The sequence below is a fragment of the Virgibacillus sp. DJP39 genome, from assembly GCF_049310925.1.
GTDB lineage: Bacteria > Bacillota > Bacilli > Bacillales > Amphibacillaceae > Virgibacillus_F.
The window spans coordinates 1-25,621 of the sequence record NZ_JBMERP010000049.1 but is presented as its reverse complement, the minus strand read 5'-3'; the positions used below and the strand labels follow the sequence as shown (position 1 = coordinate 25,621).

Annotated in this window: 19 protein-coding genes, 8 tRNA genes, 1 rRNA gene and 1 pseudogene; 1 reads left to right on the top strand and 28 read right to left on the bottom strand. The window is 37.5% G+C overall.

The genetic code is table 11. From position 1 onward, the window contains the following. The 13 genes and pseudogenes from ACOI1D_RS14575 to sigW form a co-directional block, all read right to left on the bottom strand. Window positions 1-238: pseudogene (locus ACOI1D_RS14575) on the bottom strand (hypothetical protein); the annotation flags it as partial. A gap of 543 nt (window positions 239-781) precedes the next feature. Continuing rightward, window positions 782-1,348: a CBO0543 family protein gene (locus tag ACOI1D_RS14570; protein ID WP_422502077.1), complete on the bottom strand. Its 567-nt coding sequence runs from the start codon at window positions 1,346-1,348 to the stop codon at window positions 782-784. A 126-nt stretch (window positions 1,349-1,474) separates the two neighbouring features. After that, window positions 1,475-1,606, bottom strand: a complete 132-nt coding sequence (locus ACOI1D_RS14565; protein WP_422502076.1) for a hypothetical protein — start codon at window positions 1,604-1,606, stop codon at window positions 1,475-1,477. A 350-nt stretch (window positions 1,607-1,956) separates the two neighbouring features. Further along, entirely contained in the window at window positions 1,957-4,929 is a 2,973-nt protein-coding gene (locus ACOI1D_RS14560) for a type I restriction endonuclease subunit R (protein ID WP_422502075.1), read from the bottom strand. Beyond that, window positions 4,926-6,266, bottom strand: coding sequence for a restriction endonuclease subunit S (locus ACOI1D_RS14555; RefSeq protein WP_422502073.1), 1,341 nt, complete (start codon window positions 6,264-6,266; stop codon window positions 4,926-4,928). Before ACOI1D_RS14555 ends, ACOI1D_RS14560 begins: the two co-directional genes overlap by 4 nt. Then, the gene (locus tag ACOI1D_RS14550) at window positions 6,266-8,305 is read right to left on the bottom strand and encodes a type I restriction-modification system subunit M (protein ID WP_422502072.1); all 2,040 of its coding nucleotides are present in this window, start codon (window positions 8,303-8,305) and stop codon (window positions 6,266-6,268) included. The genes ACOI1D_RS14555 and ACOI1D_RS14550 overlap by 1 nt, the downstream gene beginning before the upstream one ends. 343 nt (window positions 8,306-8,648) lie before the next feature. Next, window positions 8,649-10,451 (bottom strand): glutamine--fructose-6-phosphate transaminase (isomerizing), encoded by a 1,803-nt coding sequence (gene glmS, locus ACOI1D_RS14545; protein WP_422502070.1) that lies wholly within the window; start codon window positions 10,449-10,451, stop codon window positions 8,649-8,651. 468 nt (window positions 10,452-10,919) lie between these two features. Then, the gene (locus ACOI1D_RS14540) at window positions 10,920-12,707 is read right to left on the bottom strand and encodes a S9 family peptidase (RefSeq protein WP_422502068.1); all 1,788 of its coding nucleotides are present in this window, start codon (window positions 12,705-12,707) and stop codon (window positions 10,920-10,922) included. A gap of 221 nt (window positions 12,708-12,928) precedes the next feature. After that, a complete protein-coding gene (gene glmM, locus ACOI1D_RS14535) occupies window positions 12,929-14,272 on the bottom strand; it encodes a phosphoglucosamine mutase (RefSeq protein WP_422502067.1) in 1,344 nt (447 codons plus the stop codon). Window positions 14,273-14,331: 59 nt separating this feature from the next. Further along, window positions 14,332-15,567, bottom strand: coding sequence for a YbbR-like domain-containing protein (locus ACOI1D_RS14530; RefSeq protein WP_422502065.1), 1,236 nt, complete (start codon window positions 15,565-15,567; stop codon window positions 14,332-14,334). Next, a complete protein-coding gene (gene cdaA, locus ACOI1D_RS14525; RefSeq protein WP_422502064.1) occupies window positions 15,560-16,381 on the bottom strand; it encodes a diadenylate cyclase CdaA in 822 nt (273 codons plus the stop codon). Before cdaA ends, ACOI1D_RS14530 begins: the two co-directional genes overlap by 8 nt. Window positions 16,382-16,708: 327 nt before the next feature. Then, on the bottom strand, window positions 16,709-17,359 hold the full coding sequence (locus ACOI1D_RS14520; RefSeq protein WP_422502063.1) for a zf-HC2 domain-containing protein: 651 nt from the start codon (window positions 17,357-17,359) through the stop codon (window positions 16,709-16,711). A 15-nt stretch (window positions 17,360-17,374) separates the two neighbouring features. After that, the gene (gene sigW, locus ACOI1D_RS14515) at window positions 17,375-17,938 is read right to left on the bottom strand and encodes an RNA polymerase sigma factor SigW (RefSeq protein WP_422502062.1); all 564 of its coding nucleotides are present in this window, start codon (window positions 17,936-17,938) and stop codon (window positions 17,375-17,377) included. Window positions 17,939-18,088: 150 nt separating this feature from the next. On the opposite strand from sigW, the gene ACOI1D_RS14510 reads away from it, so the two are divergent. Next, the gene (locus ACOI1D_RS14510) at window positions 18,089-18,277 is read left to right on the top strand and encodes a Spo0E family sporulation regulatory protein-aspartic acid phosphatase (protein ID WP_422502060.1); all 189 of its coding nucleotides are present in this window, start codon (window positions 18,089-18,091) and stop codon (window positions 18,275-18,277) included. A 180-nt stretch (window positions 18,278-18,457) separates the two neighbouring features. Here ACOI1D_RS14510 and rocF read toward each other — a convergent pair whose 3' ends face one another. The 15 genes from rocF to rrf all read right to left on the bottom strand — a co-directional run bounded on the left by rocF (window position 18,458) and on the right by rrf (window position 25,569). Continuing rightward, window positions 18,458-19,357 (bottom strand): arginase, encoded by a 900-nt coding sequence (gene rocF, locus ACOI1D_RS14505; RefSeq protein WP_422502059.1) that lies wholly within the window; start codon window positions 19,355-19,357, stop codon window positions 18,458-18,460. A 103-nt stretch (window positions 19,358-19,460) separates the two neighbouring features. Further along, the gene (locus ACOI1D_RS14500; protein WP_422502058.1) at window positions 19,461-20,537 is read right to left on the bottom strand and encodes a phosphomevalonate kinase; all 1,077 of its coding nucleotides are present in this window, start codon (window positions 20,535-20,537) and stop codon (window positions 19,461-19,463) included. Window positions 20,538-20,548: 11 nt separating this feature from the next. Further along, window positions 20,549-21,526 carry a diphosphomevalonate decarboxylase gene (mvaD, locus tag ACOI1D_RS14495; protein WP_422502057.1) on the bottom strand — a complete coding sequence of 326 codons (978 nt, stop codon included), beginning with the start codon at window positions 21,524-21,526 and terminating at the stop codon, window positions 20,549-20,551. A 23-nt stretch (window positions 21,527-21,549) separates the two neighbouring features. Continuing rightward, a complete protein-coding gene (mvk, locus tag ACOI1D_RS14490) occupies window positions 21,550-22,512 on the bottom strand; it encodes a mevalonate kinase (protein WP_422502056.1) in 963 nt (320 codons plus the stop codon). Continuing rightward, on the bottom strand, window positions 22,509-23,798 hold the full coding sequence (locus ACOI1D_RS14485) for a hydroxymethylglutaryl-CoA reductase, degradative (RefSeq protein WP_422502054.1): 1,290 nt from the start codon (window positions 23,796-23,798) through the stop codon (window positions 22,509-22,511). Before ACOI1D_RS14485 ends, mvk begins: the two co-directional genes overlap by 4 nt. 197 nt (window positions 23,799-23,995) lie before the next feature. Continuing rightward, a tRNA-Lys gene (locus tag ACOI1D_RS14480) sits at window positions 23,996-24,068 on the bottom strand. A 212-nt stretch (window positions 24,069-24,280) separates the two neighbouring features. Beyond that, window positions 24,281-24,355 (bottom strand) — tRNA-Gln (locus ACOI1D_RS14475). Window positions 24,356-24,366: 11 nt separating this feature from the next. Then, window positions 24,367-24,451: transfer RNA gene (locus ACOI1D_RS14470), tRNA-Tyr, on the bottom strand. A 40-nt stretch (window positions 24,452-24,491) separates the two neighbouring features. Then, a tRNA-Thr gene (locus ACOI1D_RS14465) sits at window positions 24,492-24,567 on the bottom strand. An 11-nt stretch (window positions 24,568-24,578) separates the two neighbouring features. Continuing rightward, window positions 24,579-24,654 (bottom strand) — tRNA-Val (locus ACOI1D_RS14460). A gap of 7 nt (window positions 24,655-24,661) precedes the next feature. Continuing rightward, window positions 24,662-24,736: transfer RNA gene (locus tag ACOI1D_RS14455), tRNA-Glu, on the bottom strand. 212 nt (window positions 24,737-24,948) lie between these two features. Then, window positions 24,949-25,122, bottom strand: coding sequence for a hypothetical protein (locus ACOI1D_RS14450; protein WP_422502052.1), 174 nt, complete (start codon window positions 25,120-25,122; stop codon window positions 24,949-24,951). Window positions 25,123-25,217: 95 nt separating this feature from the next. Beyond that, window positions 25,218-25,290 (bottom strand) — tRNA-Thr (locus ACOI1D_RS14445). 6 nt (window positions 25,291-25,296) lie between these two features. Beyond that, window positions 25,297-25,371 (bottom strand) — tRNA-Asn (locus ACOI1D_RS14440). Between the two features lie 82 nt (window positions 25,372-25,453). Beyond that, window positions 25,454-25,569, bottom strand: a 5S ribosomal RNA gene (rrf, locus tag ACOI1D_RS14435). Window positions 25,570-25,621: the final 52 nt, after the last annotated feature.

Genomic DNA, 25,621 nt, shown 5'->3' with positions numbered 1-25,621 from the left:
TTAATGGATTACTTAACTGAATTTTTTTATCCAATGGTTCTTCATTATTATTTATTAACACATCTTTAATCTCTACATCACTAAATCCTTCATTTCCTATACTAATAACTATTACTTGTTTATCACCAGATGAACCAATTGTTCCACTCATTAAAGGTGGATTTGATTTAATAAAAGAAAAAAGTCCAATTGATATAACAACAAAAATTAGAATTGAAATCTGAATTATTTTTCTCAATTACCCACACCCCTTTTGAAATACCGTTAAGAAATTCTAACCCTAATTACCAATAAGTCAGGGAAATCCTTCTTCAACTCTTCTGCTTTTTAGTAGAACAAGGATGCAGTTCCTTGTTCAGGGAAAGAACCCTTTAATGCAATGATTATTCTTTATCTTTTATGAGGGTAACTATTCCAATGCTAAATACCAAGATACCGATTAACATCAATGAATGAATGAAACCGTTTAGAATTGGTATGTGTTCTCCAGTTAGATTCTTGTTTCGATACACGATATTAACTAAGTTGTACCCTAAAGGTGTACTAATCAGTAATATGATAACCCCCTAAAGTAAAATATGTCACTGCTTGTTTGTTCATAAATCTTTCCCCCTAATTCAATTTCGTTTCTTCAACTAACCTGCTGCGTTAATTTAAGTACATCTTTTCACATATTTATCTTAACATAAAATTCCAATAATTCTTCAAATACAAAAATAGGACCGCCGTAATGGACGATCCCTTGTTAAACTCTTGCACCCGTTTGTTTAAGAACAATTTATTAAGTTTCCTTTTGTTGCAACCATATAAACAAGTTTGTAATAAGTTTAGATACAATGAAAAATGCCACATAAAATAGAAATAAATGAACGTAATTTACACCCTTAAACATATGGAAAAAGTGAAAGTTTACCATAATTGGTTTTAATACAAAGGCAAATATTGCTGATAGTAGTACAGAGTATAGATAGATATTCTTTTTATGATTTAAGGTCCATTGATATAACAACATAAAGCTCACTGGTACGAATGAAGCGTCTAGGGAAAAGCTCGGTAAAAAAGGTGCAATTTGGTAAGGGTATTCCCACAAACCCAGACTAATACCAATAGAATTAACATAAGCAAACCATATATGATAGTTAAGTCCAAAAAAACCAAGAAGCAACATTTTACCTTTGTCAATTGAAATAAATAATACGATTAGGGGTACGATTAACATTAGACTTACTACCCAAAATTGCCATATGCCAAAGTCCGAAAATGATTTCCAATACTCTATTTGAAGTTGAGTTACCTCTTCAGCCATAGACCTGATTTTATTCAAAAGTTCTAATTGTTTTTCATTCATTCAATACCCCACCCGATAGTATATATTATCGGGTATTTTAACCATTTGTTTGTTAAACTATTCTGCTTCGTTAGTGCAATAAGTCGATCTCTTATTAAACAATCGCACCCTTTAATGGAATTACTTCTAATTATCTAACTTTTTTTCTATGCGCCTAACCTTCTTAAATAAAACAATAATCGAAACTATTATTGCGATTGGTATTCCCCAAGTGAAAACCATACCTAATATCATCGATATCACCGCCATAAAGCTCATAGTCCAACCCCCTTTTAATATAACCCTTATTAAACTAACCTGCTTCGTTAGTTTAAGTGTAATCGTTCACAAACTCTATATTTATTTTAACATAAAATAACAATTACCCGATTAGTTTGTAAAAATTAACATGACAAATAGCATACTAATTAACATTGGAATTATCACACTGACAATAGCTGTTGTCAGTGTGATAATTGATGTGCGATTTGGTATGCTATTTCAGATTAATATTTGAGTTGAACGTTGATATAACAATTAAAAATAGAGTGCTAAAACCATTGCGATTTGGCACACTATTTTGCTTGTTATTTCGTTTTTTCTCCACCGAAACGGAACTACTTACCATCTTAGGAACTGCCTTTTCTTAATACTTCATAAACATATTCACCTACTGATTGTTCAAGTTGTGTACGGAAAATATCGTCTTCTAAGATTTTGCCGTAAAAACCTTGGTTCTTATCATATCCATCCACAACATAATCCATAAATTTTCGTTGAAACCCTAAAATAAAATCATCATAAGGATTGTTCGCTGCTTGTGTTCGGAGCGAATCATCTTTTGTTGCTATATCTACAATTTGCTGCATATTCAACTTTTCATGCTTGCCAAAGTCAGTTCCGTTTTTCGAATTAAGACGCTCCAAAATAGCTGTTAACGGATCTTTTGGTGGTTCTTCGTTAGCCCGACCACCTGAAACAGATACAGAAATGGTATAGTCCTCATCATCCTCACCGAGTGATATATTTTCATCATTTTTCTTTTTAAGTGAATAATATTCAAGCACGACTTTGTCCTCTAAATCCACTTTAGTACCTTTTTTCAGTGCAACTTTTTTCAGGAAGTAGCGCAGGTAGACAAATAATTTATGCAACTCGATATCTTCGAACGGCGTAATTTGTAATACAAGCATATAGATGCTATTGAATTTTCGTGCTTTACTAACAAAGTCACGTTGTTCTTCTTCCGTTAATTCATCATACCGTTTCTTAGCAGCGTCAATATAGTTATTGGATAATTCTGTGTCCCGTTTTGTTTGTTTTTCTTTATAGATAATTTCTACAAATTTATCAACTTCCTCAGCACGCAAAATCATGTAATCCTCTATTTCCTGTTGAACACTATACAGTTCGTTTGGATCGATGTCCCCTTCTAAAACCGCTTCCTCGTAATAGAGCTCAAACGACTTCCGTATGTCTTCGGGATCATTTACAAAATCTAAAATAAATGTATTTTCCTTACCAGGATACGTACGATTTAGACGCGATAAAGTTTGAACCGCCTTTAACCCTGATAACTTTTTATCTACAAACATTGTATGGAGTTTCGGTTGATCAAAACCCGTTTGATACTTTTCCGCCACAAGCAATACTTGGTATTCATCGCTATCAAACTTTTTAGTTAACTGTTTCTCCGAGAATCCATTCATGTCAGGTTCTGTATATTCATTTCCCTTATCTTTTACTTCCCCTGAAAAAGCAACAAGTGCTTTCAAGTCCTTGTATCCTTTTTTCTTGATATAAGCGTCAAACGCTAATTTGTATCGAACCGCATGCAGGCGGGAAGCTGTAACTACCATTGCTTTTGCCTGACCGTTTAATTGTTTTTTTGTAATTCTTCGGTAATGCTCCACAATAATTTCTGTTTTTTGATCAATATTATGCGGGTGCAAGCTGACAAAACGGGCAATGGCTTTGGTTGCTTTGGCACTTTCAAATTCTGGATCTTCTTCAATCTTTTTTGCAACTTTATAATACATTTTATACGTCACGTAATTTTTTAACACATCTAAAATGAAACCTTCTTGTATGGCTTGTTTCATGCTATAAAGATGAAACGGGTGTGGTTTGCCTTTGTCATCTTCTGTGCCAAACATTTTTAACGTACTCCCTTTAGGGGTTGCTGTAAACGCGAAAAAACTAATATTTGGTTGTTTACCAACACGGGAGAGTTCATTTAGGATTTTTTCCTCGGCATCCGTCTTATTTGCTTCCGCCTCCTGGTCTTTTTGTTGTGCTTCCTCCAGCGTCAAACTTGTGGTAAGTGCTGCCATGTTCTTACCGCTTGTGGACGAGTGTGCTTCATCAATGATAATGCCGTAATTCTTATGTTTTAATGCTCCAAGTTTATCTAGTATGTAAGGGAACTTTTGAATGGTTGTTATAATGATTTTTGTGCCTTTATTTAATGATGCTGCTAGCTGGTGCGAATCTTCTTCGATTTTTGCAACCATTCCTGCCTTACGCTCCAATTGATAAATCGCCTTTTGTAGCTGCTTATCAAGGACTTTTCGGTCTGTTACAACAATCACACCGTCAAATATCGAATCATTATTGTCATCATGCAATATTGCTAAACGATGGGACAGCCACGAAATGGAGTTCGTTTTCCCGCTCCCTGCACTGTGTTGTATTAGATAGGACTGCCCTGAACCATAATCCTTTGCATGGGTTAAAACCTTTTTAACCGCATCATGTTGATGATAACGAGGGAAGATTAACGTTTGCTCCTGTTTGATTTTCCCTTCATCGTCTTCCTCTTCTTCTACTTGTAAGTAAACAAACTTATCCAAGATTTCTAATACGTTATTACGCGTTAATATATCTTCCCATACATAATGAGTTTTTAATTTCCCTTCCACTGACGGATTTCCTTTTCCGCCATTGTCCCCTTTGTTAAATGGCAAGAAGAACGTTTTCGAACCGTTTAATTTTGTGGTCATCGAAGCTTCGTTTGTATCCATGGCAAAACAGGCGATAACACGTTGTTTAAAGCGGAACAACTTGTCTTTACCGTTCCTGTCATGCTTCCATTGATGTTCCCCGTCCCGAATGTCTTGACCCGTAAATTCATTTTTTAATTCAAATGCCAACACTGGTAAGCCATTCAGAAATAAAACCAAATCGATCCTTTCGCCTTCTTTATGGGTGAGCTCTTCTGTGACCGAGAGACGGTTTTTATTATAGAGCGCTAGTAGATCTTTGTTTAGGGTCGTAGGTGGTTGGAAATAAGCCAAATGAAGAGTTACACCGTAATCCTTCATTCCATTCCGCAGTACATCAACCATTCCGCGACTTTTTAGCTCGTTATCCAATCGAAATAATATTTTTTGTTTGTATTGCCCTTTGTAAATATCTTTTAATTTAGCTAAAGCTTTTTCTTGGGTATCTTCCAGAAATAAGAATAATTGCGTTTCATCTACTGCATATTGACGATTGTAATCCTCATTTGTCCCTTCGATATACCCATTTTCAGCAGTCAAGTATTCCTTGACTACTGTTTGAAACGCCCGTTCCTTCAAAACATTAGGGGTTAAAATCATATTTCCACCTCCAGGTCGCTTTCAGTATAATTTCGTACATCAATTTTTCCTGTGACAGCTTCATATAAAAGCGATTTTTTGTAGTCTGTTAGTATTTCAATTTGATTTTTAATAGTTTTAATCACAGTATCTATCTCTGACGTTTTCTTTCCTAGATATTTAACTATCTCATTCTGTTCAATTAGATCAGGAAACTGGTAAGAGAAGTTAACAAAGGTTTCTTGATATAAATGTTTAATTGTTGACCCTGAACTAAAGTATTCAATATAATTTTTAAAAACATCAGAAGACAGCATCCAAAAAAGGTATTTAGGTATATAATCACTCTTTAGCGGTCGTGTGACAAAAATACCACTATTAAGAATTGCTTGGTCAGGTTTTCCTTCAACAATAGCCAGTTTTCCAATACTACCGTCTTTAGTGATTAGGAGATCACTTTCTTTTAATTGGATTGCAGGAGCTTCTTTATACCTTTTTTCTGATATATGATAACACTTGTTCCAACTAATTCTTCCGTTTTCAAAGTCTGTACCTGTAACTAAATGTGGACCTTCGTCGATAAATTCATCTGATCTTAATCCTTGCCATCCTATTCTGCCTTTTACATATGTTGTATATTTTATTTTCGTTAATCCCCAATGTTCAGGTATCTCCCCAATCCACTCCACGCCGCTATCTTTCATTTTTACGTCGGGATTTAATCCCTTTGTTACGGTTTCCGTAATGAGTGATTGACGGTATTGTTGAAGGGTTTTAATTTGTTTTTTATAGTTTAATATTAACTTATTTATGTGTTTATCATTGACTTTAATAAAATTTATGATTTTGCTAATTTCAGCCTCTTTAGGAATAGGAATAGATATATCGCCCACAGTTTCTGTGTTCAAATTTAATTGGGTACCCAATTTTCCAAGTCCTTTATATGGCAAACCAGTTTCAAAAATATAATAAAGATATTCTTTTAACTTTTGTTCTAATTTTGGAAAATAAACAAAACCATCATGGATACAACATTTCACCTGCGTTATACATGGCTTACCTACTGTACCTGCTATACTTAAAAACATCTCACCTGGAGAGAGTCTCACGCTAAGAAGAGAGCCAATTTTGGACATCTTCTGAGTTGTGGTAACTAAATATTTATTTGATGCAGAAACATCAGCTATCCGTACCCATGAATACTCCCCGACTTCATCAAAAAATTTCGGGTCGTCAATTGGTCTAGGAGATGCACCTCTTTTGACTGGTGATAAGTATTTAATTTTACTCGTACTCCAGAGTACAGGGATTTCTCCAATCCACTCTATACCGCTATCTTTGTAATCATGATACTCCATCACACAAGCACCTTCTTTAATAGCACCTGAATATCTTCTTCGAGATCAATAGCACGTTGTTTCAAAACAGAAGAACTTTCTAGTTGTTCATGTTTGTAAAAGAGTCGTGTTATTGGAATGTCATAACCGATTTTTGTTTTACTATCATCGATCCAAGCATTGGGTACATGTGGTAAAACCTCATGTTTAAAGTATTCCTGAATATCTTCGTTTAAAGGAATGGTTTCTGTATCACGAAGGGTTGGATCCGCTTCTATCCGACCCTTGCTGTCTTTACAAACGTCAGCAGTTTCATCACGTTCGGATAAGCCCATATAAATCGCTTTCCATAATCCTGCTTTAACATCGGGGATATTTTTGAATAACGGTTTTAGCATTTTCAAGAATTCTTCACGATTTTTATACAGTTTATCTGAAATAATTTCATTGAGTATCGTAATAATCGTCTCTTGCAATTCTTTACCCGCATCAAATTTTTCTAGTTTTTTAATATCAGCGGGCTTTTTATCTTTTTTAAGACTAATTTCCATATATTTTTCTTCATCATACAATTTAGCAAAACTTGACTCTGCATACAATTCTTCAATGCGATCTTTAGATATTTTAAAATTGAGCTGTAAGGGCTGTTCCACTGTTACTTTATTATAACCGAAGTCTTTTTGGGCAAGTATTTTACAATACTCATTTTCCTTAAAATCACCGTAGATTCGCGTGAGTTCATTGGTTTGAGATTCCGTAATCTCATGACGTTTATTACCAAGGCTTTTACGCATGTCCACATGAAAATTTGTAGCATCAATCAATTGAATGTTCCCTTTTCGAACAGTGCCTCTTGCCAAATCCTCATTTTTGCGATTGGATAAAATCCAAATATAAGTTGTAATTCCTGTGTTATAGAATAACTTACCAGGTAATGCGACAATGCCTTCCAATAAGTCTTCTTCGATAATCCAACGACGAATTTCACTTTCTGCACTACCAGCATCACCAGTGAATAGAGGAGAACCGTTAAGAATTATTGCCATGCGACTACCCTTTTCATCCCGCTTCATTTTGGACACCATATGCTGCAAAAACAATAGAGAACCATCTGACGTACGTGGAAGACCAGCGCCGAAGCGTCCTTCTTTTCCTTTTTCATCATGCTCTACCTGAATATCATCACGAAAATGTTTCCAGTCCACACCAAACGGTGGATTCATTAAAGCATAACGAACCTGTAATTCTTTATGTCCATCTGTATTGGTTAAGGAGTTACCGAAGGCAATATGCCCAGCGTCCTGCCCTTTTATGAGTAAATCGGCACAGGCTATCGCATATGATTTGGGATTGAGTTCTTGTCCAAATACTTCGACTTGAGAATTTGGATTTAACTCGTTAATAAACTGTGTTGCTTCTGATAACATACCTCCCGTCCCACAGGCAAAATCCCCAACTTGAGTAATTTTACCTTCTTGCATCAATTCGGACTGATCTTCGTTTAAAATAAGGTTCACCATTAGTTTGATGACTTCGCGTGGTGTATAGTGATCCCCAGCTTCCGCGTTTTCAGAAAAACGACGGATCAATTCTTCGAAAATATACCCCATTTGCATGTTGGATACTTTTGAGACGCTTAAATCCATACTTGCAAACAGTTGAATGACACTATAAAGCAAATTATGCTCGTCCATTGTTTTGATCTCGTCCTCAAAATCAAAACGTTCGAATATGAGACGTGCATTAGATGAAAATCCTTGTATGTAGTTACGCAAGTTATCTGCGATATTATCAGGATCTTTTAATAATGTTTGAAAGTCAAAGGGACTTGTATTATTAAAGTCATAGCCCGTAATCTTGTTTAAAATAGCATCATGTTTCACTGTTTTTGCTTTTTCTAATACATCTTTTTTAGTTGGTTCTAGCAAACAATCAAACCGCCGTAATACACTCAACGGTAAGATAACATCACGATATTCCTCTTTTGCATATGGACCTCGTAATATTTCTGCATTTTTCCATATAAAATTAACAAATTCATTGTTTTTTAAAATTTCCATATCAACACCACCTATGTACACTTTTTATGTATTTTTTGTTATCTCCTTGTTTAAGTTTATCGCAATTACAATTTTATTTCATTGTTTTTCGTTTAAATAGCAATTATACCGTTTCTGTTCACTGTTCTCTATATCTAACATAAAAATCGAGATAGCGAACCAATGGTCGCTATCTCGATTTTTATTCAAATCTTACATAGGATACACATAATGTTGTCTGTGACATCTTTTCAGTACCCGACTTTGTTGTCTAGTTCCCAACTTTGTTGTTCAGTACCCGACTTTGTTGTCGAGTACCCGACTTTGTTGTCATTCAACAATTTAAAAATTATTAACAAATTACCTACTCAACAGTTACGCTCTTCGCAAGATTCCTTGGCTTATCAACGTCACAATCACGATGCAAGGCAGCATAGTAAGCCAACAGTTGCATTGGAACAACTGATAATAACGGGGTTAATAGCTCATGAACATGTGGGATAACGAATGCGTCATCGTCTTGTTCAAGTCCGCGCATACTTATAACCATTGCGTTTGCGCCACGTGCTACTACTTCCTGCACATTACTTCGAATTGCATAGTTCACATCTTTTTGCGTTGCAAGTGCAATGACTGGGGTACCTTCTTCAATCAAAGCAATTGTTCCGTGCTTTAATTCTCCACCAGCAAACCCTTCTGCTTGAATATAGGAGATCTCTTTAAGCTTTAATGCTCCTTCTTGACAAACATAGTAATCATTACTGCGGCCTATAAAGAATGCGTTGCGAGTTGTTGCTAGATAATTTGTTGCAAGGTCTTCAATTTCTTCTTTTTGATCAGTCAAAATTTCCATTGCGTTTGCAACAATTGCAAGTTCCTGCATTGGATCAAAGTCCAGCGTCAGATCTTTTGCTTGTGCAGTATCAACCGCAAGTATTGCTAATACAGCCATTTGTGCTGTATAGGCTTTTGTTGATGCAACAGCAATTTCAGGGCCTGCATACAGGTTTAATGTGTAATTTGCTTCACGAGAAAGGGTGGATCCTGGCACGTTTGTAATTGTTAATGCTGGATATCCCTTTTCTTTTATTCGTACTAATACTGATCTGCTATCAGCAGTTTCCCCACTTTGTGAAATAAACACAAATAATGGTTTTTCTGATAGTAATGGCATGTTATATGAAAATTCACTTGCCACATGAACTTCGACTGGAATTTCAGCTATTTTTTCAATGAAATGTTTTCCAACTAATCCTGCATGATAACTTGTTCCACATGCAATAATATACACGCGGTCACATGCTTTCATTGCAGCGCGGACCTCTTCATCAAGCTTTAAGTTATTGTTTTCATCTTGATATTCTTTAATGATTCTGCGCATAACAAATGGTTGCTCGTCGATTTCTTTCAGCATAAAGTGTGGATACGTACCTTTTTCTGTATCACTTACATCGATTTGTGCTGTAAAAGGTTCGCGGTTAACTGTAGTACCATCAAGCTTCTGAATTTCTACATTGTCACGGTTAACTAGAACGATTTCTTTGTCATGAATCTCCAGATACTGATCCGTTTCCTTTAAGGTTGCCATTGCGTCACTTGCGACAACGTTAAAGCCATCACCCAGTCCAATCAATAGCGGACTTTTGTTTTTTGCAACAAAGATCGTGTCGTCATTTTCACGGTCAATTAGGCCAAGTGCATAGGATCCTTTTAATAGACTAACAGCATCACTAAATGCTTTTGCGGTATCTTCATGTTCATTAAAAAGTTTCTCAATTAATTGCACAATAACTTCTGTATCTGTCTCACTTACAAAGTTTACATCCTGCAGGTGACTCTTCTTTAAGTCCTGGTAGTTTTCGATAACTCCATTATGGACAACTGTAAAGCGACCTGATGTGCTTTGATGTGGATGTGCGTTCTCAACACTTGGCACGCCATGGGTTGCCCAGCGAGTATGGCCAATTCCCATTGTGGCATGTGTTGACATGTCTACACGATCTCGAAGTGCTGAAATACGTCCCTTAACTTTAAAAAGATTCATACCAGAATTGTTTAAAACTGCTATTCCAGCGGAGTCATAACCGCGGTATTCCAATTTCTCAAGTCCATTTAATAAAATCTCTTTTGTATCGTTTTGTCCGATATAACCTACTATTCCACACATAGTGTGTATCCTCCTCATACGGAAGGGGCAGACAAATGACCTGTATTTAAATAATACTGGGGCGTTTCACTGCCCCTTTCTCGTGTTTGTTTGTGTCATCCCACCTTATCCATTTGGCCAACAAGTTGCCCCGTTGTTTTATGAAATAAAGTATAACGATTGAGATGTGCAATCGGGAGGTATCCGCCGATAAATCGATAACCCTCCTCCTCGTCAACTATTCATTGAAGTCGTCTCTGTGAATAGTTCAGGCGCTTTACATGCTATTTTATTGTACGATGCTCCTTTCCATTTTTGAATAAAGTATGTGACTGCTCTTACATTCACAGTACACTATATTTTAACCTATAGTGAATCGTTTGGTCAATTACTATTTTTCGGGTGTTGTTATAAGTTTATGCTACGAATAGTGTGATTGTGCTCCTTATAAAGCAGATGAAAACTGTTATTTTCACCTGCTTTTATTTATTACCCTCTATGCTGATCTAAGAAACCAATCATTCTTTTGTAGGTATTAATTTCATTCGTTTTTTTAGAAAAGCCATGACCCTCATCATCCATTACGAAGTATACTACATCACGACCTTTTTCCCGAAGCTTTGCAACAATTTGATCTGACTCTGCTTTAACAACCCGCGGGTCTTTTGCTCCCTGAATCACAAGCATTGGCTTTGTCATTGTATCCAGGTATGTGACTGGAGAATCTTTCACAAACCGTTCTTTATCACGTTCAGGATTCCCAATCCAGCGCTCCATTAACGGCTTCCAATGCTCAGGAACAGAGTTAACAAAGGTGAATAAATCAGAAGGTCCAAAGATATCGACACACGCTTTAAAGTATTCAGGATGACGACCGTGTAATAATAGCGTCATGTATCCACCATAGCTGCCACCAACTAGGAATAACTTTTCCCGATCTGAAATTCCTTTTTCAAAAAGCCATTCAATACCCGCTACACAATCAAGTCTCGGACCTTCCCCCCAATCCTGTTCCACTAGCTTTACGAAGGATGATCCATATCCAGTACTACCTCTAAAGTTAGGAGCAAATACACTGTATCCTCGATTTATAAAACATTGAAACATAGCTCGAAACACTTTCCGCTCTGCTGACTGTGGTCCACCATGCGGCCAAAATATCGTATGACCATTATCGTTTTCCGGACTTGCTTGAAATAACAAAGCTTCGATATCCATACCGTCAAATGATGGATACGATACAACCTTTGGCTCAATCATTTCTTCTTTGCTGATTCCCAAAACAGTGTTGTTCGTGAGCCGCTTCCAATTCACATTGTCATTTGTCTGGTAAATATTATGTGGAACAGTGGCACTTTGGCCTAATGCAAACAGTGATCCAGACTGTGTTACGTACAGCTGATTGATCACATCAACTGGGATTGTTATTTTTTCTGCATCGTCTTTTAATAAATCATATCGATATAGGTTATCCTGGACACCATTTTCAGTAGTAATATAAAGCGCATGTTGTTTTTTACCGAATTTCATTCCTTTAACACTTTCACCATCAAGTGAAACAACCTGTGAAAACTCCTTCTTTGGAAGATTAAATTTCGCAACATAACTGTATTCACTTTCATAGTCTGTTACAAAATAAACCGTAGAATCGTCGACAAATACAGGGTCAAATGTCACATGAATCTTTTCAGGGTCCGGTGTAAGGCAATAATCTCTATCACCGGTTTTAACAAACCCAGTTACATAGGTATTAGCAAAAGCCTGCAAAAATACAAATGATTTTTCATTTTTCGAAACAGCAGCTAATTCAGTTAGCCCATCTTTCCCTTCATAAATTAATTTGTCAGACCCGTCGTCTATATTGCGTACATGTGTATTTAAAAAGGAAGCATTCTCTCTTGATGTCATATAATAGACACGTTGTCCATCTGTGCTTACATGAGCAAAGAAATATTTCTCCTCTGAACTTCCCGTTATAAATGGTTGTGGCAACCCACCTTTAGATGGCAAAATATAAATCTGCTGATTCTCGTCTCCGTCCTGGTCGAATCCGGACAATACATAACTATTATCAGGAGCAAATTGAATAAAACTGCTCGTCTGATCCTGCTGAGCAAATAAATAAGGATATGTATCTGGTAAATCCATTGCCCATAAATTCATATTGCCATTTAAATTGCTATTAAAAATCAGCTTGCTTTCATCCTTACTAACAGTAAAGTTTGTAATAGAATATGTACGAAAAAATTGCTCTACAGTTGGTTTGGGAAATTGCATTGTATGACCTCCTGTTTTGTTATTGTTTGATTTTTAAATTTACTTATTAGTATAGCTTATATTTGTATACTGCGACAGCTTAACAAATTATTGATTGGTTCTTCTGCTACTCGAATTAGAGAGTCTGCATAAAAAAATGTAGGAAAACTTGGCTAATGACCATGCAGAATAATTTTTATAAAAAAACTGCTCCACATTATGCGGAACAGCTTAAGTCATGTCTATTTCATCCCTAGCAAATCATCTATTACAGCTACAACGCGATCTGCATAGTGTAAACAGTCTTCTTTTGTTGATGCTTCAACCATTACGCGGACAAGTGGTTCAGTCCCCGATGGGCGGACAAGCACTCGTCCCTGACCTGCCATTTCCTTTTCCACTTCATTTATCGTTTCAAGAATTTTTGGATTGGTTAAAGCATTCCTTTTATCCACTACTTTAACATTCTTTAATACCTGTGGGAAAACTTCCATTTCTCCTGCAAGTTCCGATAAAGTTTTTCCTGTTTCCTTTAACACATTGACCAGTTGTATGGCCGACAAAAGTCCATCACCTGTTGTAATATAATCGAGGAATATTATGTGTCCAGATTGTTCACCACCAAGGTTATATCCACCTCTACGCATTTCTTCCATTACGTAGCGATCACCAACTGCAGTTTTATCACTTCTCATACCATTATTTTCCAACGCCTTATAGAAGCCTAGATTACTCATTACTGTTGATACCACTGTATTATGATGAAGATAACCCTTTTCATTCATATACTTGGCAATGACAAACATAATTTGATCTCCATCAACGATTTGACCCTTTTCATCGACTGCAATTAAACGGTCACCATCTCCATCAAATGCCAGACCAATGTCTGCACCTTTTTGTGAAACAAAAGCCTGCAACGTTTCAGGGTGTGTAGAACCCACGCCGTCATTTATATTTAGGCCATCCGGAGAACTACCTATCGTATAAATATCCGCTTCTAGGTCTGCAAACAAGTGTGATGCCAGACTTGACGTTGAACCATGTGCACAATCTAAAGCAATTTGTATACCATCAAAGTCATTATCTATGGACTCTTTCAAGAAGGAGATATACTTTTGACCACCTTCAAAATAATCATTTACTTGTCCTACTTCCTCACCTGTTGGACGAGGCAGAAAATCTTCGCCGTCTATTAATTTTTCAATTTCCTCTTCTTGAGCATCAGTTAACTTAAACCCATCTGGTCCAAAAAATTTAATTCCATTGTCTTCTACCGGGTTATGTGAAGCTGAAATCATAACCCCAGCTTCCGCTTTCGTTGCTTTTGTTAAGTAAGCAACACCCGGAGTAGAAATAACGCCTAATCGCATTACCTCTGCACCAATCGATAGCAACCCAGCAACTAGTGCCCCTTCGAGCATAGGTCCCGAAATTCGAGTGTCACGCCCAATCAAAATCTTTGGTCTTTTTACTTCTTTAGTTAAAACATATCCACCAAACCGTCCAAGCTTAAAAGCTAATTCGGGCGTTAGTTCTTTATTAGCAATTCCTCTAACACCGTCTGTACCAAAATATTTACCCATGCAGTACCTCTCCTTTTGCTCCCGAATATCCCTGTTTTGCATCACATCTTTTATGGATGTTATGTGATTTCAATTGTCACCTGTTCCATTTCAGCTTTAAATGTTATGTTATCAGGTCCTTTAATGGTTAAAGGCACCTGATGTTCACCTTCTCCTAGTCCTTCCGCATTAACAAGTAATTGAATATCTTCAGCAGTTAATTTACTTATACTTTCTTCCGTACCTATTGCGGTAACACTCGTCTTTGCATCATCAGGTTTAACAAACGATATATCTTGTCCATCTTCAAGTTTCTCGACTTCAATCGAAACATTTTTGATTGTTTTCGCTCGTTCTAAATCTATTTTAACCTCTATTTCTTCCGTTTTCGGAACCCGTGCACCGTCTGGTAACGAAAGCTTTGTCTTGATGGTCGTTGATTTAGTTAAATCTGATAAGTCTATTTCTTCCGTTGATACCTCTTTAATTCCTTCTAAAACAGCACTTGTAGCAAAAACCTCGACCTCATCTGTATTTGCCTTAATTGAAGACAATGAATAACCATCAGGTAGGTCTCCAGTTGTAGGTACCGCTACCGGAACGGTTTTACTAGGATTCAACAATTTCGCTGATACCGTCACATTTTCGGGTTCAATATTCTTTACATTTAATTCATTTCCCTGGCTATCATAAACTTTTACTGGTACCTCTCTACTCTCAATTGACTGCTCTAACCCAGCTACATCCACAAACACTTTTACAATTGCAATTCGATCGATAACATCTTTTGAACTTGTTATAGTAACTCTTTCCGGTTCAACCTCAGTTGATCCTAACTCAAATCCTTCGCCGAGTTTATCTGTGTTTATAAAATCAACATCAACACTAAACTTTTCGGATGCCCGTTCTTTTATTACGACATTAACTTCTTTTGGTTCAACAAAGACTTCTAAGTCATTAGGTATGTTTGAATATTCTACTTCTACAGTATGTTCACCTGGGTTCAACCCTTCTAAATCAACAAATACATCAAAGTTTTTTTGACGAACTGTCGGTACCAACACACCTTGACTGCCTTGAAGCTGAACAGTTGCATGCTCAGGTACACCACTAACCACATACTTATCTTCATTAATTCGTATGCCGATTGGAAAATCCTCAATTGTTTCTATATCGCTAGATTCATTTGATGGAATCCTGGAATCATTTCCTGACTGACTATCGCTTAAGTCTAATGAAACAACCACATAAAGCAGTATTGCAAACGCAAGTGAGATAATTCGAACAAAATTTTTACTTTTAAACCATTTATCCATTCTTTTTCCCCCTCCATTTCCATGACTTTGAATCAGGGGCCTTTGCTGATAAGGATAAATTTTCCTTTAATAATTCCCTTAGTGCACTCAATTCGAGATTACGATGAAGCTCACCATTCTTCGTACAGGATACGCTTCCAGTTTCCTCTGATACAACAATAGTTAGTGCATCTGTTACTTCACTAATACCCATTGCTGCCCGATGTCTCGTACCAAGCTCTTTTGAAATAAAAGGACTTTCTGATAAAGGAAGATAACATGCTGCTGCAACAATTTCCTCACCACGCATAATTACTGCACCATCATGGAGTGGTGTGTTCGGCGTGAAAATGTTTGTTAACAATTGATGTGTTAACTTTCCATTAATCGGGATTCCGGTTTCAGCATAATCACCAATACCAGTTTCTCGTTCTATGGTTATTAATGCACCAATGCGTCGTTTCGCCATGTATCCACATGAATGTATAAATGCCTCTATCATTTGTTCTAAGATTTCCTCTTCAGACTTGGTGTTTCTAGAAAATATATTACCTCTACCTAACTGTTCTAATGCACGTCTTAACTCAGGTTGAAACAAAATAATAATTACTACAAATCCCCACGTTATCGCGTTATCTGTTAACCAATAAATCGTCTGTAAATGTAAAACAAGACTTAGTATCCATACAATCAGTATAACCACAATCCCTTTAAGAAGTTGGATTGCTTTAGTACCGCGGATAAGCATGATTAATTTATATAATACATACCAGACGAAAGCAATATCTACTCCGATACGCAGGAAATCTAATACGTCAAGTTCCCCAACAAGCATGTTCACACATCCTTCTTCCTTAGGATCATTTTACCCTTCATTTATATGGTTATCATTATATCATATCCTACCCGCAACCACGCTAGTAATAAGGATAAAAATCACTTTAATGAGATAAAGAAAACACGGAGCGTCAGTTGTGGGACGTTTGACTAATGTCGAACTGTTATCGAGAAAAGGATGTGCGACACTAGGCAATGATCGCTGGAGCTGGACGTGGCTGTTTAGGTGTCTAGTTATCCACATTCTTTGAAATCTATAGTTTTCTAAACAATAAAAAGAGAGTTTTCTGTGACGGACACAGAAAACTCCTGAAAAAGGGTGTTCTTAATTTACCCAAACCTGACCAAGTGAAAAAATACTTTGTATTATTTCCTGTATATGATACAACATCCACTCGAATACCTGATCAACTTGTTCAAATTCACCATTGACCTCTCCTACCGAAGCCATCAGTCCTTCACCATCAATCGAATCATCAATTAAGTTGCCATTAATCAGCGTTACATTTCCGTCAACTGTTCCATTAATTTTTAAGTTTCCGTTTTTTACCAATAAATCTCCAGAAACAGTTACACCCTCAGGCACGATTACTGTATCACCCTGAATTATCAAATTTTCCTGTTTAGAAACAACTAGTTCACTTCCCTGATTCCAAGCAGAAAGTACACTACTGAACATAAATATGAAAAATATTGCAACTGCTGTTACGACTGGATGTGCTTTGAACCAACGCATATAGCTTACTCTCCGTTTTTCCTTTGGCAAACTCGCCATCACACTTTTAGTGAAGTTTTCAGGAGCTGAAATTTTTTCCACGCTTTGTACCCAGGTAATCGTCCGCTTTAACTCATGAAAATGTTTCTGACAATCCTCACAACTTTCCAAATGACCACGCAAATTTATTTCCTCAAGCTTAGTTAGATCACCATCTAAATATTTATGCATAAGCATGATAGCTTCCTTATTGCATTTCAAATCGTTCACACTCCTTTACACGTGGCGAAGCTTTTTTCTTAAAGCTTCCCTTCCCCGGTGAATCCTTGTTTTAACGGTACCTAAGGGAATATCTAAGATGTCACTTATTTCCTGTAGGGAAAACTCTTCCAAATATCGAAGTATGATGATTGATCGATACTTAGGTGGCAGTTCAGAAATTTCATGATGAATGTAGCCTCTGAGTTCAAGATTTTCTACTTCTTCTTCAGGCAAAATATTATCTGATTCCAGCTGCGAGTACATGTTTAATCCATCTGCTCCCTTAACTTCTGCATCAAGATAATAATCAGGCTTTCTTTTTCTAATTCGATCAATCGTTAGGTTTGTCGCAATGCGGTATAACCACGTTGAGAATTTCCTTGTAATATCATACGAGTCAATATTCATGTATGCCCGAATAAAAGCCTCTTGCGCTATATCCTCCGCCTCGTGCGTGTTACCAATCATCCTGTAACAATGCTGGTAGATTTTATGCTGATAAAAAGTGACCACATCCTCGAATGCAGCTTGGTCACCTTTTTTTACTTGTTTTATTTTTTCTTTTATTATTAAATCCATAGCCAGTACCTCCGCTAATCATGCGGTATTTATGTTACGTATTGAAGATCAAAAAAGTTTCATAAAATAAAAAAGTTTTTTTAGCGTTTATTTATGTAAAAAAATGGGTATCTTTAATTAACATTATATACTAATTTGGAGGAAGGTTTTATGGATAATAGCAATTTGTTGAAAAAAATTGAACAATGTCGAGAAGAAATGATTTTGTTGAGTTGTTCTCACAGCTTTTCCTCAGAAATAGTTATAAAATGCAGTGAAAAGTTAGACTCACTTTTGAACGCTTATCACAAACTGGAGAATGGTACTTTATCCAATAATTTAAGCCTTAAAAGAAAGTAGCCCATACCTGCTAAAGTTCAAAGCATTGTTTAAAATTCGTATTGACTCTCATATCTCTTTGGAGAAAGTAAAAACCACAGAGGTAAATGGTCTCTGTGGTAGGTCAACTAATGAGCAATTATTAAGGTTCTCATTTTATTACGCCCATCCAAATTGCTTGTAAAGACTTTTGTCGTGAAATTATTTTAACGTTTCACCGAACAGTGCGCTAATTAAATTAGCTGCAACAATTCCCGTTTTGTTTTTGTCATCAAGTAGTGGATTGACTTCCACAAATTCAGCAGAAGTAAGAACATCAGCATCATGAAATAATTCCATTGCATGACGCGTTTCCCGATAAGACGGTCCACCCACAACAGGAGTACCAACTCCAGGGGTTTCACTAGGATCTAAGCCGTCTAAATCCAGACTCAAGTGAATGCCATCCGTCTTCTCTTCTAAGTATGCAATCGTTTCTTTAATTACAGCTTCCATTCCTAATTCATCTACTTCTCTCATAGAATATACTTTAATTCCATGTTCCTTAATGTAATCCTTTTCTCCAGGATCTAAGTCACGGGCACCGATAATTACTAAATTCTCTGGCTTAACTTTGGCATGTTCCCCATAAACTGACGTTAGTTTATGATGTCCGATTCCAAGGCTAGCGGCAAGTGGCATTCCGTGAAGGTTTCCCGATGGTGATGTTTCACTATCGTTTAGGTCCCCGTGTGCATCATACCAAATTACACCTAAATTTTTATAATGCTTACTAATTCCAGCCAAACTTCCGATAGCCATACTATGATCTCCACCTAGTAGTAATGGGAATCGTTTAGTTTCTACTACTTCATCTACTGTTTTAGCAAGAACAGAACATGCATCTACAATAGACTGCAGGTTTAGTAAATTATCCTCTCGTTGTTCTTCACCTGTTACCGATTCAATTTCTATGTTACCTAAATCTTTCACATCGTGTTCTAAAAGTCTTAATTTATCAACAGCGCCTGCATGACGAATTGCGTTCGGTCCTAAATCAGTTCCAGGACGTGGTTGTCCCAAATGCATCGGTACTCCAATAACAGAAATATTTTTCTTCAAATTGAAAACCTCCTCTACATTATAGTTTAACGAAAAGTCTGCCAATGACTCAACTGGACATAAAAATGTCTAGATACTCAAAATCACCTTACGTACACGGTTTTTAATTATTAATACCAAGTGATAACACTTTTATCCCTGCCTTTTCCCACTCCTGCAAGACCTGTTCCAGATTTTCTCGACCAGGGAGTAATGCAATTCCGCAATCTCCCCCTCCAGCCCCAGAAAGTTTACCTGCACCACCGTTTTTTACTGCGATGTCGCTCAGTATTTTCAATAATGCTGTTTCAATGTCCGCCTCCGCATTTTTCCCAAGGTTACTTAAAGCCCGCCTGTTAGAAGCTATACCCTGAAATATTTGTTTACTGTTACCTACTTCAATTCCCTGGATAATTATATCTACAGCTTCAGCTGAAAGATTAATAAATTGGTTATATAATTCCTGGTTTTGTTTTTTTAGAACACTAATTTTTTTAATAAATTCCTTTGTCGATGCTGGATTTCCTGTCCAGCCAATCAGCATATGAATATCAGCTGGTAATGAAACTGGCTTGACGGAAAAATAAGGCCAATCCTGTTCAACCAATTCGGTTATTGATGTTGTATTCTCAATAGCCTCTTTTAACCACTCAGCTTGAAAGGATGTATAGGCAACCATTCCGCCAAATGATGAAGCGGCAACGTCAGCCCCAGATCCGCTTCCTTGTGTTTGAACATGTGCAATAGCTGCCAGCTTGAAAAGAAGTGTTGGCGAAGATGTGATGGAGTGTTTTTCCAAAATTGCTTTGATCACGGCCGTTACAACTGCTGCACTAGAGCCAAGTCCATACTTAAGTCCTGATTCATCATCCAGTTCACTGTTAATAGCCAAATGGAAATTAGTAAAGGGGTGCCCTTTTTCTATTATATAACGGTATCCTATGTTCATCGCGTTCTCGACAAAATTCACACGTTTGTCATTTGTCAGGATATGTATTTTTGCTTTTTCAATTTCACAAGGTAAGTTTTCGAGGTTTAATTTTGGAAGTGATATACGGGTTTCATTACTGGTTTTAATTGTGGCATAAACAAAACGATCAACAGCCATTACTATTGATCGTTGATGAGCTTCCAATATAGCATATTCTCCTGCAATCATCAGTTTACCCGGTACTTTTATAGTCATTGTTGAATTTGTCATATCTTCATCCCCTATTTATAGGTGACTCCTTGACCTGAGCGACTTAGTATCACATTTGTTACACCAGGTATTTCACGGAGTGTTTGTTGAACTACCTCTTCATTTTCTGGTTGGTACAGTACTTTTACATTTGGACCAGCATCTATGGTGAAGTAAGCAGGAATACCTTTCTCGCGAAGTCCTTGAACTGTTTGCATAACCGTTAGCGTTGTATCATGCCAATAAGTAAATGGCGGATTTGCAGCTAGTGTCGTTGCATGCATCTTTTGACAGTTAGCTTCTGCAATTTCACCCATTCTTTCAAAATCACGATCCTGAATAGCTTCTTTGATTTGTGTTAAATCAGTCGGAATATTATCGACCCATGCGGAGTAAAATGGGGACGTTTCAACCGTTCGTTTCATCCCCTCGCGGCTAGACACCTTTTTCATAACAGATGACAATACAACAGCTGCCACACGCACATCCCAGTGGTCCTGTGGAGCTACAGGAACAGCATAGGAATCTGATCCATCATCCTGAGTACCTTTTTCCCACTCAACAAAACCACCATAAACGGAACGACAAGCGGATCCAGAGCCTTGGCGTGTCAACCGTGACAAAGTCGACTCATCTAATTTTAAATCGAGAGCACGTGAAGCCGCTGCTGCAAGTGCCGCAAAACCGGAGGCAGAAGAAGCAAAACCTGCTGCAGTTGGCACAGCATTTGTTGAATGAACTTCTGCAAATAAATCAGGAACATCCGCATAGTTTCTAATTAAATCAAGAAACTTAGATACCTTCGTAAACTGATCTCCAACAATTAATTCATTATCGAGAAAAAATTTATCTTCACTAAGATCAGGCTTAAACGTTACTGTTGTCTCTGTATAAAATGCATTTAAAGTCAAAGATAGACTACTATTCATTGGTAAAATCAACGACTCATCGCGCTTTCCCCAATATTTAATTAAGGCAATGTTGGTATGTGCTTTTGCCGTTGCTTTCATTCATAATCCCCATCTCTATTCCCTTACTTTTGTTTGCGTAAAACAAATGACCATACAGCATGAGCACCAAAGCTTTTTAATCGTTCACTAAGTTGCTTAGAATGCGCCTCGTTACGAGCTAAGGCAATAATACAACCGCCATTACCGCCACCTGTTAGTTTGGCACCTAGAGCACCCTCTTGACGCGCAACATAGATAAGCCTATTCAGACCGGCGTCACTTACACCTAGTGCCTCTAACTCTTTTTGTGCTTCATTTAAGGTCTTTCCTAGAAGCTGTTTGCTTGCTTTTTCAAGCGCTCTTCTCGCTTGATGTGTTATATCACCAATTCGATCAAGACTAGCCTGAATCTTTTTAGGTGCAGATTTTAATAAATCTGCTACCGACTCAACAGCTAATCGTGTGTCACCTTTTCTTCCAGAGTCAGCCACAATAAAATGAAAATCATCTTTTGGTTTAATAAAGTGAAAAGGAATATCCTTCTCGTACCATACAGGTGACTGTGAAGTTATCGTTAGCGTGTCGATTCCGCTGGGCGCACCATGAGCGTATGTTTCAGAAATATCAGCTAACATTAACAATGTTTCTTCTGAAAGGTCTTCCTCTGCATGTGCAAACAATGACCGAATAACTGCAATTGCAACTGATGCACTAGAACCAAGACCCTTGCCAGGTGGTATAGATGATTTTATTCGAATCAGTAGATCACTTTGTGGAAGGTTCAAATGGTCTAATGTTGCTTTTATACAGTTAGTCAAACCGTTTAATGCATTGGGAGCCTTCTCAATCGGTCCGTGATAAAACGTGCTGTCTATTTTAACTGTTCCTGTAACATTTTCTACAAGTGCTTCAACCCCAACCAAAGGGAAAGGAATAGCTATAGCGGGCTGTCCGTGTACAACCGCATGCTCTCCAATTAAAATCAACTTACTATGAGCTATACCAATAGCTGTTTGTTCTGAAGTTCTTGCCTTCTCTAGACTCATCTTTTGCTCTTTGCCACCAATTCTTTAGCTTTTCCCACACGGATTTCTTTTTCGTTTATTAATTGTTCAGCAATGATATCAATCAGCTCTCCTTTGGCCCCTGCCGCCATTGCAACAGAGCGAGAATGTAAAGCCATATGACCCTTTTGAATACCATCTGTCACTAAAGCTTTTAATGCTCCCAGATTTTGCGCTAGGCCTACTGATACTATAACCTGAGCTAATTCTTGAGCAGATTCTACATCTAACATCTTATGCGCAATTTGTGAGGTTGGGTGCACGCGAATTGAACCACCAACAGTTCCCACTGACATAGGTAATTCAAGTTCACCAACCAGGTTTCCCTCATCATCAACATACCATTCTGTCATCGAACTGTATTTGCCAAATCTTGCAGCATAAGCGTGTGCGCCTGCTTCAACAGCACGCCAGTCATTCCCTGTTGCAATTACTATCGGGTCTATTCCATTCATAATACCTTTATTATGTGTCACTGCGCGATATGGATCAGATGCAGCAAATTCATATGCATGTACGATTCCGTCACGAACTTCCTCACCTGAATAACTACCTGTCTCTAATAAGCTCGGTGGTATGACACATTTAGAACGTGCCATACATCTGTCAGCCAGATTTGAAAGTATTCTTAAATATACTTTCCCTTTTGTCAAATCTTCAACTACTGGCGCTAGTGCTTCAACCATAGTATTAATTATATTAGCACCCATTGCATCACATGTATTTATATACAGGTGTAATACTAACATCTGGCCATACTTTGAGCCTGTTTCATCATTTAATATGCGTACTTCTAAATCCTCTGCTCCTCCACCCCGGGCAACAATACTTGGGTAGGCTGCGTTAGCACCCTCTAGAAGCATATCCTTTTCTTTTAATATTGCTTCTTTGGCTAAAGTAAAATCAGGACATCCAATTACCTGGATTTGGCCAATCATAATCCTGTCTGTGGCTTCTGTAATGAACCCACCGGCATTCCGCACTATCTTGGCAATATAGCTCGCTGATGCAACAACAGAAGGTTCTTCAACAGCCATAGGCACTACGTAATCTTTCCCGTTTATAAGAAAGTTTAATCCTAACCCTAACGGCAATTGATAAGTACCTATTACATTTTCAATCATATTATCTGCTGTATCAAGAGATAATGGATTTGTTGACTGGAGGTGTGCAGTCTCTTCCTTTGTAAAACCAGCTTGTTCAGCAAGGATCTTCCTGCGTTCTTCAATAGTCATATTATAAAAGCCAGGGATTCTAGAAGTATTCATATAAAATCATCCTTTTGTGTATCAATATATAATAAGTTTTTATAGTTGTTTTTACAATAATTTCACTCTATCTATTATGTTAAAAAACAGCGTAAAATGCAAATAAACAAGGTTGTTTACTTTCCTAACGACCTTGTTTATTTGCAATTATACTATGTATTTTGTTTGAATGCTAGATTTCTTTTATAAAAAAGTGATGAGCCATGAAGGATTCGAACCTTCGACCCTCTGATTAAAAGTCAGATGCTCTACCAACTGAGCTAATGGCTCGCATGAAAACAAAGTTCATGAAACATGTGTACTTAAAAGCTAACCTCTCCTCTAAGGAATACACAACGAAGTTAGATCGTCGAGGTTACTCGTAGCAAATTCGGTAGAAGTTTTGCTTGTTGCTCTACCAACTTAGCTAATAGCTTTTTACATACAAAAACCACGTTTACGTGGTCAGATTGATGCACAAGGTTTTAACTATATAAGAAAAATGGCTGGGCTACCAGGATTCGAACCTGGGGATGACAGGATCAAAACCTGCTGCCTTACCGCTTGGCTATAGCCCAATAATATTTAGTGGTGGAGGGGGGCAGATTCGAACTGCCGAACCCTGAGGGAGCGGATTTACAGTCCGCCGCGTTTAGCCACTTCGCTACCCCTCCATATATACTAACCTGATTTTTAAATGTTATACATAAAAAATGGTGCCGGCCAGAGGACTTGAACCCCCAACCTACTGATTACAAGTCAGTTGCTCTACCAGTTGAGCTAGGCCGGCTTAATAAAAAATGGTGGAGGATGCAGGGCTCGAACCTGCGACCCCCTGCTTGTAAGGCAGGTGCTCTCCCAGCTGAGCTAATCCTCCACATTAATGGTGACCCGTACGGGATTCGAACCCGTGATACCGCCGTGAAAGGGCGGTGTCTTAACCACTTGACCAACGGGCCAGAAAATAATTTTCAACTTACCAAACTCTATGTATGTCGAAAACCAACGATTTTTATTATATACAGATTACCTTGCTTTGTAAAGGGATTTTTTAATTTTTTAAGAACATGTTATTCATTATTTTCCAAACAACAATTTTTTACTCAATAATTCATAATTTATCTTTCAAAATAATAGTATAAATACCCTCACAAGAAGCCATAGAACCTTTTTACAAGCCTGTTGTAATTACCACTACCCAAATAATCACTAAAGTAGGTAATGACATAAAAAGTAGTCGTATTGGCTTTATATGTTGTTTTTTAATCAAATAAGTGGCCAAAATAACCTCAAAGATTGTTACAATTAACGCAATTATAATCAATAAAAAACCATCGTCTCCCATACACTACCTCCTCGAGTTAATTTGAGCTACCCCAGGTTAATCATATTTAGCGAGGCAAACAAAAAAACTGAACATCATTACTTAGGTAATAAGAGAGCTTCCAAGCAGATTCGAACTGCTGACCCCCACCTTACCATGGTGGTGCTCTACCTGCTGAGCTATGGAAGCAATATATGGCTCCACAGGTAGGACTCGAACCTACGACCGATCGGTTAACAGCCGATAGCTCTACCACTGAGCTACTGTGGAATAATCTAACAAAGCGAATCATAGTGCTTTAATCTTATTTGGGCCTGCTTGTCACACAAACTCAAAGTATACAAAAAAAACAGCCTGGCGGCGTCCTACTCTTGCAGGGACAAAGTCCCAACTACCATCGGCGCTGGAGAGCTTAACTACTGTGTTCGGTATGGGAACAGGTGTGCCTTCTCCGCTATAACTACCAGACAATTTCATGTAAAAGGTATAAATTATACCCTGAAAACTAAATAAGAGCTTT

Bases quoted from the DNA above. Each gene is read 5' to 3' on its own strand.
- ACOI1D_RS14570 (WP_422502077.1), bottom strand. From the start codon at position 1,348: ATGAATGAAAAACAATTAGAACTTTTGAATAAAATCAGGTCTATGGCT.
- ACOI1D_RS14565 (WP_422502076.1), bottom strand. From the start codon at position 1,606: ATGAGCTTTATGGCGGTGATATCGATGATATTAGGTATGGTTTTCACT.
- ACOI1D_RS14560 (WP_422502075.1), bottom strand. From the start codon at position 4,929: ATGATTTTAACCCCTAATGTTTTGAAGGAACGGGCGTTTCAAACAGTA.
- ACOI1D_RS14555 (WP_422502073.1), bottom strand. From the start codon at position 6,266: ATGGAGTATCATGATTACAAAGATAGCGGTATAGAGTGGATTGGAGAA.
- ACOI1D_RS14550 (WP_422502072.1), bottom strand. From the start codon at position 8,305: ATGGAAATTTTAAAAAACAATGAATTTGTTAATTTTATATGGAAAAAT.
- glmS (WP_422502070.1), bottom strand. From the start codon at position 10,451: ATGTGTGGAATAGTAGGTTATATCGGACAAAACGATACAAAAGAGATT.
- ACOI1D_RS14540 (WP_422502068.1), bottom strand. From the start codon at position 12,707: ATGCAATTTCCCAAACCAACTGTAGAGCAATTTTTTCGTACATATTCT.
- glmM (WP_422502067.1), bottom strand. From the start codon at position 14,272: ATGGGTAAATATTTTGGTACAGACGGTGTTAGAGGAATTGCTAATAAA.
- ACOI1D_RS14530 (WP_422502065.1), bottom strand. From the start codon at position 15,567: ATGGATAAATGGTTTAAAAGTAAAAATTTTGTTCGAATTATCTCACTT.
- cdaA (WP_422502064.1), bottom strand. From the start codon at position 16,381: ATGCTTGTTGGGGAACTTGACGTATTAGATTTCCTGCGTATCGGAGTA.
- sigW (WP_422502062.1), bottom strand. From the start codon at position 17,938: ATGGATTTAATAATAAAAGAAAAAATAAAACAAGTAAAAAAAGGTGAC.
- ACOI1D_RS14510 (WP_422502060.1), top strand. From the start codon at position 18,089: ATGGATAATAGCAATTTGTTGAAAAAAATTGAACAATGTCGAGAAGAA.
- ACOI1D_RS14500 (WP_422502058.1), bottom strand. From the start codon at position 20,537: ATGACAAATTCAACAATGACTATAAAAGTACCGGGTAAACTGATGATT.
- mvaD (WP_422502057.1), bottom strand. From the start codon at position 21,526: ATGAAAGCAACGGCAAAAGCACATACCAACATTGCCTTAATTAAATAT.
- mvk (WP_422502056.1), bottom strand. From the start codon at position 22,512: ATGAGTCTAGAGAAGGCAAGAACTTCAGAACAAACAGCTATTGGTATA.
- ACOI1D_RS14485 (WP_422502054.1), bottom strand. From the start codon at position 23,798: ATGAATACTTCTAGAATCCCTGGCTTTTATAATATGACTATTGAAGAA.
- ACOI1D_RS14450 (WP_422502052.1), bottom strand. From the start codon at position 25,122: ATGGGAGACGATGGTTTTTTATTGATTATAATTGCGTTAATTGTAACA.